Here is a 9,779-nt window from a genome sequence, read left to right as displayed (position 1 = left end):
AAACGCTTCGGCGATTTTCAGCCGGACCATGGCGCCGCTGTAGCTCCTTTATTTTAATGACGTCTTAAATCGCTTCATAAAGACCAAAATCACTATGGAACCCCTCAGAGCGCTCTATTTATCCGACGACGCCTGCCACAGATTCAGCTCCCCATCCGTAACATGCTGGTCAATCCGCTTCAGCTCATCGTCCGTAAAGCGCAGGTTATTCAGCGCCTGGACGTTCTCTTCCAGCTGTTCCGGGCGGCTTGCGCCAATCAGCACCGACGTCACGCGTTCATCTTTCAGCAGCCAGCTCAGGGCCATTTGCGCCATGGACTGCCCGCGGGCGTGGGCCATCTCGTTCAGCAATCGCAGGCTGTTGAGGTTAGCTTCCGTCAGCATTTTCTCCGTCAGGCCGCGCACTTTCTTGCCTTCACGCTGCATCCGCGAGCCATCAGGAATGCCGTTCAGGTATTTCCCCGTCAGCAACCCCTGCGCCAGCGGCGTAAAGGCGATACAGCCGGTGCCGTTTTCTGCCAGGGTATCCAGCAGCCCGGTTTTATCCACCCAGCGGTTGAGCAGGTTGTAGGACGGCTGGTGGATAAGCAACGGGATCTTCCACTCGCGCAGCAGCGCGGCCATTTTCTGCGTACGCTCTGTTGAGTAGGACGAAATCCCCACATACAGAGCCTTACCGCTCTGAACCGCCTGCGCCAGCGCAGAGGCCGTCTCTTCCATCGGCGTGTTTTCATCTACGCGGTGGGAATAGAAAATATCAACGTACTCCACGCCCATGCGTTTCAGGCTCTGGTCGAGGCTGGCCAGCAGATACTTGCGCGACCCACCCGAGCCGTACGGCCCAGGCCACATGTCGTAACCCGCTTTGGTCGAGATAATCAGCTCGTCGCGGTACGCGGCAAAATCCTCGCGCAGCAGGCGGCCAAAATTCTCTTCGGCGCTGCCCGCGGGCGGGCCGTAGTTGTTGGCGAGGTCAAAATGGGTAATGCCGAGGTCGAAGGCTTTACGCAACAGTGCGCGCTGGGAATCGAGCGCCTGAACGTGGCCAAAACTGTGCCACAGGCCAAGTGACAGCGCAGGCAGGCGCAGGCCACTTTTTCCGCAGTAGCGGTACTGCATATTTTCATAGCGGCCGGAGTAAGGGTGCCAGGACATGATGTCTCCTTTATTGTCGATGAATTTTCGAAACAACGTTTTCATTCTATGCTTATCAAATCACAATTCATGGAGATAAGCGATGACGCGCCTGACCGCCAAAGATTTTCCACAAGAATTGCTCGACTATTACGACTACTACGCCCACGGTAAAATCAACAAACGCGAGTTCCTGAATCTCGCGGCTCGCTACGCCGTGGGGGGCGTAACGGCGCTGGCCCTGTTCAATATGCTCAAGCCCAACTACGCGCTGGCCGAGCAGGTCAAATTCACCGATCCCGATATCCTGCCTGAATATATTCACTACCCCTCGCCAAACGGCCACGGCGAAGTGCGCGGCTATCTGGTGAAACCGGCTAAAGCCAGCGGAAAAGTGCCTGCCGTGGTGGTGGTCCATGAAAACCGGGGTCTTAATCCGTATATCGAAGATGTGGCAAGACGCGTGGCAAAAGCCGGGTACATCGCGCTGGCACCAGACGGTTTAAGCTCGGTGGGCGGTTATCCAGGCAATGACGAAGAAGGGAAAGTTTTGCAGCAGAAGGTCGACCCGACAAAGCTGATGAACGACTTCTTTGCCGCCGTCGAGTTTATGAAAAAGCACCCGAATGCCAGCGGCAAAGTGGGGATCACCGGATTTTGCTACGGCGGAGGTGTTTCAAATGCCGCCGCGGTGGCGTACCCGGAGCTGGATTGCGCCGTGCCGTTTTACGGACGCCAGCCCGCCGCAGCCGATGTTCCGAAAATAAAAGCGCCACTTTTGCTGCATTATGCCGGTCTGGATAAAAATATTAATGAGGGCTGGCCTACCTATGAAGCAGCGCTTAAATTGAATAATAAGATCTACGAAGCGTACATCTATCCGGGCGTAAACCACGGATTTCACAACGATTCTACCCCAAGATACGACGAACCCGCAGCGGAGCTTGCCTGGAAGCGAACGTTAAGCTGGTTTGAAAAGTACCTGAATTGATTAAAAAAACGCCGCCAAAATTCATCATAAAAGGTTAGATTTTCCGCAGCATCTGCCGATAACGAGGGTAAGTCTCGCCTCTGGGCGAATTCACCCTCACGGCAAGGAACACTCTATGCAGATGCTTCGTAATTTCACGATCCGCTTCGTCATGCTGACGATACTGGGGATCTTTTGTTTAATGTGGGCGGGCGTTGGCCTGTACAGCACCTGGTCGCTCTCCCGGGTGTCTGATGGCAACGAGGTCGACAGACAGCTGGTGCAGCAGATGACCGTGCTCAGCCAGGGCAACGATCAGTATTTCCGCTTTGTTACGCGCCTGAGTCGCGCGATGGAAGTCAAAGCCAGCGGGGGTAACCCTGATCTGGCCTCTGCACAGCAGGCGCTGGACAACATGAGCAAAAAGCTGGAGCAGATGAAAGCTATCTCTCCTGGCCCCATGGATGAGCAGGTTTCCGCTCAGGTGATCAGCTCCTGGCAGGCGCTGCTCGACCAGGGTGTCGCACCGCAAATGCAGCAGGCGCAACAGGGGCAACTGGACGGCTATCGCCAGCAGGCGAACAACGTCACTCCGCCGCTGAGTCGCGCGTTCGGTGCTGCCGCTGAAAGCTTTAACAAAGCCGCGGGCGACCGTCTGGACTCCACCCGTGTGGTGGTTGATGGTCTGACCGCCATGACCCGCACTGTGATTATTGCCGCCACCATTATTGGCCTGCTGATCTTGCTCTTCACCGACCGCTACCTGGTGGCGATGCTGGTCAAACCGCTGGATCGTATCCGTCAGCAGTTCCGCCAGATTGCGCAGGGCGACCTCAGCCATCCGATTGAGCCTTTTGGCCGCAACTGCGTGGGGCAGCTGGTTCCGCTGCTGAGCGCCATGCAGGACAGCCTGCGCGAAGCCGTAAGCACTATCCGCTCGGGAAGTGAAAATATCTGGCGCGGCGCGACGGAAATCTCCAGCGGTAACAACGATCTCTCTTCCCGTACAGAAGAGCAGGCCGCCGCTCTGGAAGAGACGGCTGCCAGTATGGAGCAGTTGACCGCAACGGTGAAGCTGAATGCCGAAAGCGCGCGCCAGGCCAGCCAGTTAGCGGATGTGGCTTCAACAACCGCCAGCCGTGGCGGCTCGCTGGTGGACGATGTTGTCACCACCATGAGCGGGATTTCCGACAGCTCGAAGAAAATCGCTGAAATCACCAATGTGATTAACAGTATTGCTTTCCAGACCAACATTCTGGCGCTTAACGCCGCGGTAGAAGCCGCGCGCGCAGGCGAGCAGGGACGTGGTTTTGCGGTTGTCGCCGGAGAAGTGCGTAACCTGGCAAGCCGCAGCGCCAATGCGGCAAAAGAGATCGAAGGACTGATCGCTGATTCCGTCAACCGCGTGGAGCAGGGCGCACAGCTGGTTAATGACACCGGTACAACCATGGAAGCCATTCTGCGTGCCGTCACCGAAGTGACCACCATCATGAAGCAAATTGCGTCTGCATCGGAAGAGCAGAGCAAAGGCATTTCGCAGGTCGGCGTGGCCATCAGCCAGATGGACGGCGTAACGCAGCAGAACGCCTCGCTGGTGGAACAAGTTTCCGCTGCGGCATCCGCGCTGGAGCGCCAGACCGAAGATCTGCAACGCTCGGTGCAGAAATTCCGTTTATCAGCCCAGGAGCCACAAACTCAGGCTGCTGCTACCCCGCTCAAAACGCCCGCACGTGCTAAACCTGCGGCGACGCCGGACGATTGGGTTTCGTTCTAAATCCCCATTATTAAGGCCGCCTTGTGCGGCCTTAATTATCTCTGGCTATCGCTCAAAATATCGCTATATAATTTAATATATAACGATTGAGGGTGAAGCGATGGAAAACCATTTTGGCAAAGGGCTGATGGCGGGGATGCGGGCGGCGCAGGCCGACACGGCGAAGAATGTGGCGCACTTCTGTGCTGACTATAAGCGTGGGTTTGTACTGGGCTTTTCGCACCGGATGTTTGAGAAAACCGGCGATCGCCAGCTTAGCGCGTGGGAGGCGGGGATTTTAACCCGTCGTTACGGGCTGGAGCGAGACATGGTGATGGACTTCTTCAAAGAGAGCCACTCCAGCACTGCGTTGCGCTATTTTATGGCGGGTTATCGCCTGGAAGGCTGACAGCCCTGGATGACATGCGTCACCTGCGAAAGCTGGCCGATTTTCACTTCGCTCGAACGCTGAAACTTACTTTTGTCGATCAACAGCAAAGACTGGCTGGCGCGGCTTAACAGCTGTGCTTTAAACGCGGCGTTGTGCGCAACCGGGTCCCACATGATCCCCTGTTCATCCACGCCTTCGCAGGAAAAGATAAACAGGTCTATCTCCAGCGCCTTGAGCTGGGTCACCAGCGCCGGGTTGACGTAACAACGGTACTTGCGCTCCAGCGTTCCGCCAGAACAGATCAGCGTGATTTTCTCGCGGCGGGCCATTTCATGGCAGATGGGCAGGCTGTTGGTAAAAACGGTCAACTCCAGGTCAGGTAGCTGTCGCGCCAGATGAAAACAGGTTGAGCTGGCATCCAGCGCTATCGTCATGCCTTCGCTGATGTATTCCAGCGCGTGCCGGGCAATATCGGCTTTATCGGCGTAATGGCTTTTGAGCCGCGCGCCAAATGGCTCGCCGCTATCGCGACTGTCGGGGTGGATCAGCCGTGCCCGTCCGTGCTGGCGCAGGATCTTCCCCTGCTGTTGCAGGCCGCTCAGATCGCGGCGGATCGTCTCTTTGCTGACGCCGAGATGCTCTGCCAGCGCGTCGGTGGTGAGCCAGTCGCTGTTGCTCAGCAGTTCAACGATGCTTTGCTGTCGGCTTTCCTTCATACGTCGGTTCCGGTGCGTGAGATAGAGATAAGCGTTGTGCCAATCGCCACGCCGTTTTTCCCGGTGTGTTTAATCTGGTACATCGACTGATCCGCGCGTCTGAGTGCATCCACAAAATCATCTTGCGCCTGTACCTCATCAATGCCGATTGATGCGCCTACCCGCGCCTCGCCGTTATCCAGTTCGAACGGCATCAGCGCTGCCCGCAGGCAACTGTGCGCCGTGCTGTTGACCAGTAAACTGGAGAGCGGGAAGGGCAGCAGCAGCACAAATTCATCTCCACCGAGTCGGCCGACGATCGTGCCTTCCGGGCAACTCCTGCGCAGGCGCTGGCTGAGCTGAATTAAGAGTTCATCTCCGCTACGGTGGCCGAACGTGTCGTTCACGGTCTTAAAGTCGTCGAGATCGATAAACGCCACGCACAACGGGCCGGTTTCTTTTCGTTCGGCAAAATGCTGGATAAGCGCATGGCGGTTGGCAAGCCCGGTGAGCGGATCGTGGTTGGCAAGCTGTGCGAGCTGTTCTTCGTACTGCTTCTCTTTGGTCATGTCGATGTGGGTGCCCGTCACCTTGATGGGATTACCCTCGTCGTCCCATTCGCTGACGCGACCCCGGTCCAGCACCCAGGTAATGGTGCCGTTTTTATGCTGCATCCGGTGCAGTGCTTCGTAGAAGGGCGTTTTACCGTTCAGGTGGTCGTAGAACGCATCCAGTACCTGTTGTTTATCTTCCGGGTGAAGATGGTCGCGCCAGACGTCAAACTGCGCGCTCAGCTCTTTTGGCTGATAACCGAGCATTGAGCCCCAGCGCCGGTTATAAATAATCAGTTTTCCCGTAGGCACGTCGAGCTGCCACAGACACAGACCCGTGCCGTCGAGAGCGGCGCTGAGTTTGCTGCGGGCGTCACGCGCCAGCCTTGCAAGCCGGGCGTTGTGCTTCTTCAGATTCTGGATCTGTTGTTTTAGCGCCTGTTCTGACATGCGAAGATTCTTCGGAAAATAAGAATGATTTTTGCCAGTTTATCTGAGCTTGTAAATATGATGCTGAAAAAAGAGGGGGATTTGCGTTAAGTGCGACGCAGAGTGATTAACGTGCCGTTGAGATATCTCCGCAGAGGTTATTCCTGCCATTACGTTCCTCTCATTGCTCCTTATTATGATTGCCGGCAGGACAAGCGACAGATGAAACAGGCCGGACGGCAAAAATCACGGGACATAAAGTATTGATCCGTTTTGCGAGGCGGCTTCCGGGAATGCCCCTTGTCGCCTCGTCTTAATCGCAGTATCTTTTTGCCGCGCCTGCAAAATCAGGCGTCGGGATTGGAACCCTGACTGACTTTATCGGCGACATAAGAGGCTTTATGTCGTACGCTTTGCTGCATCTCAATGGTGGGCTGGCGGGGGCATCGAAAGATGCGCCGGTATCCGATAAAGCCGGTAGTTCCAACCTCGCTCAGTCCACCGCCATGAGATTGGAACCTCTAACGGTGGGTTTTAAAACACTTTATCGGAGGCTGCCATCATGGCTACGACCCCAACCCAGGCACACGCGTTATTTACCACCCCCTTTGCCAATACTACGGATTTCACCGAGCTGGCGGATAACTGCGAGCAGTATGCTTATTCTCTGGTGGAATGCGATAACATCACCGAAAAACTGGCGTTTTGCGGGCGTCTTTCTGCCTGTCTCGCTTTGCTGCAACCCACGCTGAACGAGCCTGTTCCGGCGCACTTAATCCCGTATTTCACCGTGGACGATCTGCCGTCGAGACTGCCTGCTTTTGAGCCTGAAAGTGACCAACTGGCACAATATTGCCAGGTATTAACTCAACTGTTGATAAGCCGGGCATTGCCACAAGAGATGGCAGCGGTTATGGAAAGTTTGCTTTGTGAGCTGGTGAGTTATTTCGCCGATACGCTGAAAGCACCGCGTTGGATAAATACGCTGGAAGGGAATATCGCGATTAATTAAAACGCCGTCAGTTGCCGGGGGGCGACCGCGCCTTACCCGGCCTGTGCTATTTTTTCTATTTATTAATGTAACAATAAATTTGGCATTTTCTGCACATTGCAAAGAGCGACAATTAATATTGTCTTAAGATTTCTTCGACATAATTCTATTTCTAAACTGTACCTGGAATATAATTTACGATGAAGAATATCTTTATTTTACTGGCCGCTCTGGCCGGTTTAGCCATGGCCAATTCGGCCATGGCGCAAAGCGTTACCGTGGATGTGCCGAGCGGTTATAAAGTGGTGATTGTCCCGTCATCGACCACAGTCCCCGAGGCAGTGACCGTGGCACCAGCCCCTGCACCCACCACCTATGCCGCACCTGCGCCGGTTTATCACCCGCGTGCACGCCATGTGGCGAGTGTGGCTGAAGGGATGGTGATTGAACATCAGTATGATGATCACCATTAATCTTATTTGAAGGGAATGTTGCCACAGGCCGGGCAAGCGCAGTGCCGCCCGGCGAGGTATTTAGTGCGTGGCTTCACCAATCAGCGCGCCGGAGCCAGCACCCACGGCTGCCCCCTTGAGTACGCTATTACCCGTAACCGCAGCAGCACCCGCGCCAACGACTGCACCCACTGCGCCGCCTTTACGTGCGGCTTTTCCTTTATCGCCGTTTTTGAACATTGCCCCCGTACCTGCACCGACGACGGCGCCACCCACAGTAGACTTCACATCTTTGCCAGCAACGGCCCCAATGGCAGCGCCTGCTACCGCACCGGCTGCGGTTTTATCCATCGCCATGGTGGAGGCAGAAATAATAAGGGTGCTGAGAAGAAGGGATGTTTTGAGGTATTTCATGACGGTTCCTTGTTGTCGTAAATCACATATCGCCGTGAAGTCTGCCAGCCGGTCTGCATAGCCGGTAGGCCAATAATGCTTGTTTACCTACCCCCAAAGCACACCACGACTCCAATGTACTATCGCTGTATAATCTTTTGCATAACGAAAATGTGAGGATTATATGAAACAACGCTTTTGGCAGGCAGTCGCGTTTAGCGTACTGATTTTACTACCGTTATCATCCCAGGCATCCCGCCAGATAACGGACCAGATTGGCCGTACCGTCACTATTCCTGATGAAGTTGATCGTGTGGTTGTGCTCCAGCACCAGACCCTGAACCTGCTGGTGCAAATGAACGCCACGGACAAAATTGTCGGCGTGATGGCGAACTGGAAACAGCAACTTGGCGACGGCTACGCGCGCCTGGCGCCAGAGCTGAACCAGAAAGCCGCGCTTGGCGACCTCACCCACGTCGACCCGGAAAAACTGGTGGCGCTGAAGCCGCAGGTGGTGTTCGTCACTAACTACGCACCGCAGGAGATGATCGACAAGATCAGCAGCCTGGGTATTCCGGTGGTCGCTATTTCCCTGCGCCACGATGCCGCCGGTGAAAAAGCCAAACTAAACCCGACGATGGCAGATGAAGAACAGGCCTACGATCTGGGCCTGCGCGAAGGGATCACCCTGATTGGCGAGATAGTCAATAAACAGCCAGAAGCGAAAGCCCTGATTGCCGCGACCGACAATGGCCGCAAGATGGTCAGCGACCGTCTGAAAGATATCCCGGCAGAAAAACGTGTTCGCGCTTACATGGCTAACCCGGAACTCACCACCTACGGCTCCGGGAAATACACCGGCCTGATGATGGCGCATGCGGGTGCGGTTAACGTGGCAGCGGCAACCATTCAGGGCTTTAAAACCGTGGCGATGGAACAGGTGATTGCCTGGAACCCGCAGGTGATCTTCGTGCAGGATCGCTATCCGTCCGTGGTGAACGAGATCAAAACCGGTGCGCAATGGCAGACCATCGACGCGGTGAAAAATCAGCGTGTTTACCTGATGCCGGATTACGCCAAAGCCTGGGGCTATCCGATGCCGGAAGCTATGGGAATTGGCGAGCTGTGGATGGCGAAAAAGCTCTACCCGGAGAAGTTTAAAGACGTGGATATGCGCAAGGTTGCAAACGACTGGTATCAGCGTTTTTATCGCACCAGCTATCAGGGGATCGACTGATGTACGTGCTGGCAGCGGGCAGCCTGCGGGTGGTGTGGCAGAACCTGATGGCGCATTTTCCTGAACCGGTGGAAACCCAGTTCGGCCCGGCCGGGCTGTTACGCGAACGTATTGAAACCGGTGAGTCGTGCGACCTGTTTGCTTCGGCAAATCTGGCCCATCCGCAGGCGTTATTCGCGGCCGGGCAGGCGTTATCGGTGGTGCCTTTTGCCAGCAATCAGCTTTGCCTGACGGTGCGCAGCGATGTGCTGCGCTCCGGGGATGACTGGTTCTCTTTGCTTACCCGTGATGATGTGCGTATCGCGACCTCGACGGCAGGCGCCGATCCATCCGGAGATTACACCCAGGAGCTATTTACCCGCATGGGCGAGGCAGGCGAGGGGGTAAGAATCCGGGCGAAAGCGCTGGTGGGCGGGCGGAATTCCGCACCGATTCCGGCGGGTAAAATGGCTGCTGAGTGGATCATTCATGGCGGCCAGGCGGAGGTGTTTATCGGTTATGCCAGCTATGCCGCAAAATTGCGGGAAATCAGCGGGCTGACGGTGATCGACATCCCCGCACCCTATAACCCGCGCGCGGAGTATGCGTGTGCGGTGATGACACCGAAGGGCAGAGCGCTCGCGGATTATCTGGTGTCAGCAGAGGCGAAAATGATCCTGCAACAGGCAGGGTTCGGCGCGTAATTTAGCCGGGTGGCGCTACGCTTACCCGGCCTACTTTTTATTTTTTATTCCCTCTCCCGGTGGGAGAGGGTTCCCCAGTAATGTGTGTCTTTATTCAGCG

The 9,779-nt window shown here is 55.7% G+C and carries 11 protein-coding genes; 7 read left to right on the top strand and 4 right to left on the bottom strand.

Annotated features, from left to right (window positions below; translation table 11 throughout):
• Positions 1–114: 114 nt before the first annotated feature.
• The gene (locus tag M987_RS01875) at positions 115–1,155 is read right to left on the bottom strand and encodes an aldo/keto reductase (RefSeq protein ID WP_014071748.1); all 1,041 of its coding nucleotides are present in this window, start codon (positions 1,153–1,155) and stop codon (positions 115–117) included.
• A gap of 82 nt (positions 1,156–1,237) precedes the next feature.
• Between M987_RS01875 and yghX the strand changes: the two genes are divergently transcribed.
• The 3 genes from yghX (at position 1,238) to M987_RS01860 (ending at position 4,266) form a co-directional block, all read left to right on the top strand.
• Positions 1,238–2,125 carry a YghX family hydrolase gene (gene yghX, locus M987_RS01870; RefSeq protein ID WP_014071747.1) on the top strand — a complete coding sequence of 296 codons (888 nt, stop codon included), beginning with the start codon at positions 1,238–1,240 and terminating at the stop codon, positions 2,123–2,125.
• A 115-nt stretch (positions 2,126–2,240) separates the two neighbouring features.
• A complete protein-coding gene (locus M987_RS01865; RefSeq protein WP_014071746.1) occupies positions 2,241–3,878 on the top strand; it encodes a methyl-accepting chemotaxis protein in 1,638 nt (545 codons plus the stop codon).
• A 100-nt stretch (positions 3,879–3,978) separates the two neighbouring features.
• The gene (locus tag M987_RS01860) at positions 3,979–4,266 is read left to right on the top strand and encodes a DUF2623 family protein (RefSeq protein WP_014071745.1); all 288 of its coding nucleotides are present in this window, start codon (positions 3,979–3,981) and stop codon (positions 4,264–4,266) included.
• Here M987_RS01860 and fucR read toward each other — a convergent pair.
• Both fucR and M987_RS01850 read right to left on the bottom strand, forming a co-directional pair.
• Positions 4,248–4,964: an L-fucose operon activator gene (gene fucR / locus M987_RS01855; RefSeq protein WP_014071744.1), complete on the bottom strand. Its 717-nt coding sequence runs from the start codon at positions 4,962–4,964 to the stop codon at positions 4,248–4,250. The two genes, M987_RS01860 and fucR, sit on opposite strands and share 19 nt — an antisense overlap.
• A complete protein-coding gene (locus tag M987_RS01850) occupies positions 4,961–5,944 on the bottom strand; it encodes a sensor domain-containing diguanylate cyclase (RefSeq protein ID WP_014071743.1) in 984 nt (327 codons plus the stop codon). Before M987_RS01850 ends, fucR begins: the two co-directional genes overlap by 4 nt.
• A gap of 541 nt (positions 5,945–6,485) precedes the next feature.
• On the opposite strand from M987_RS01850, the gene M987_RS01845 reads away from it, so the two are divergent.
• A complete protein-coding gene (locus tag M987_RS01845) occupies positions 6,486–6,935 on the top strand; it encodes a hypothetical protein (RefSeq protein WP_014071742.1) in 450 nt (149 codons plus the stop codon).
• A gap of 179 nt (positions 6,936–7,114) precedes the next feature.
• Positions 7,115–7,387: a hypothetical protein gene (locus M987_RS01840; protein ID WP_014071741.1), complete on the top strand. Its 273-nt coding sequence runs from the start codon at positions 7,115–7,117 to the stop codon at positions 7,385–7,387.
• Positions 7,388–7,447: 60 nt separating this feature from the next.
• Here the strand turns inward: M987_RS01840 and M987_RS01835 are convergent, their stop codons facing one another.
• Positions 7,448–7,780, bottom strand: coding sequence for a hypothetical protein (locus M987_RS01835; protein ID WP_014071740.1), 333 nt, complete (start codon positions 7,778–7,780; stop codon positions 7,448–7,450).
• Positions 7,781–7,943: 163 nt separating this feature from the next.
• Here M987_RS01835 and M987_RS01830 point away from each other — a divergent pair, with 163 nt between their 5' ends.
• Together M987_RS01830 and M987_RS01825 are read left to right on the top strand one after the other, a co-directional pair.
• On the top strand, positions 7,944–8,996 hold the full coding sequence (locus tag M987_RS01830; RefSeq protein WP_014071739.1) for an ABC transporter substrate-binding protein: 1,053 nt from the start codon (positions 7,944–7,946) through the stop codon (positions 8,994–8,996).
• Positions 8,996–9,679: a molybdate ABC transporter substrate-binding protein gene (locus M987_RS01825; RefSeq protein WP_014071738.1), complete on the top strand. Its 684-nt coding sequence runs from the start codon at positions 8,996–8,998 to the stop codon at positions 9,677–9,679. The genes M987_RS01830 and M987_RS01825 overlap by 1 nt, the downstream gene beginning before the upstream one ends.
• The last annotated feature ends 100 nt before the right edge of the window (positions 9,680–9,779 follow it).

Origin of the sequence: Enterobacter soli ATCC BAA-2102 (genome assembly GCF_001654845.1) — a bacterium.
In the GTDB taxonomy this organism is placed as follows: domain Bacteria; phylum Pseudomonadota; class Gammaproteobacteria; order Enterobacterales; family Enterobacteriaceae; genus Enterobacter; species Enterobacter soli.
The sequence above is the reverse complement of the archived record's forward strand: the minus strand, read 5'-3'. Positions and strand labels throughout refer to the sequence as shown.

Coding starts and splice junctions, on each gene's coding strand:
- M987_RS01875 (WP_014071748.1), bottom strand. CDS start 1,155: ATGTCCTGGCACCCTTACTCCGGCCGCTATGAAAATATGCAGTACCGC.
- yghX (WP_014071747.1), top strand. CDS start 1,238: ATGACGCGCCTGACCGCCAAAGATTTTCCACAAGAATTGCTCGACTAT.
- M987_RS01865 (WP_014071746.1), top strand. CDS start 2,241: ATGCAGATGCTTCGTAATTTCACGATCCGCTTCGTCATGCTGACGATA.
- M987_RS01860 (WP_014071745.1), top strand. CDS start 3,979: ATGGAAAACCATTTTGGCAAAGGGCTGATGGCGGGGATGCGGGCGGCG.
- fucR (WP_014071744.1), bottom strand. CDS start 4,964: ATGAAGGAAAGCCGACAGCAAAGCATCGTTGAACTGCTGAGCAACAGC.
- M987_RS01850 (WP_014071743.1), bottom strand. CDS start 5,944: ATGTCAGAACAGGCGCTAAAACAACAGATCCAGAATCTGAAGAAGCAC.
- M987_RS01845 (WP_014071742.1), top strand. CDS start 6,486: ATGGCTACGACCCCAACCCAGGCACACGCGTTATTTACCACCCCCTTT.
- M987_RS01840 (WP_014071741.1), top strand. CDS start 7,115: ATGAAGAATATCTTTATTTTACTGGCCGCTCTGGCCGGTTTAGCCATG.
- M987_RS01835 (WP_014071740.1), bottom strand. CDS start 7,780: ATGAAATACCTCAAAACATCCCTTCTTCTCAGCACCCTTATTATTTCT.
- M987_RS01830 (WP_014071739.1), top strand. CDS start 7,944: ATGAAACAACGCTTTTGGCAGGCAGTCGCGTTTAGCGTACTGATTTTA.
- M987_RS01825 (WP_014071738.1), top strand. CDS start 8,996: ATGTACGTGCTGGCAGCGGGCAGCCTGCGGGTGGTGTGGCAGAACCTG.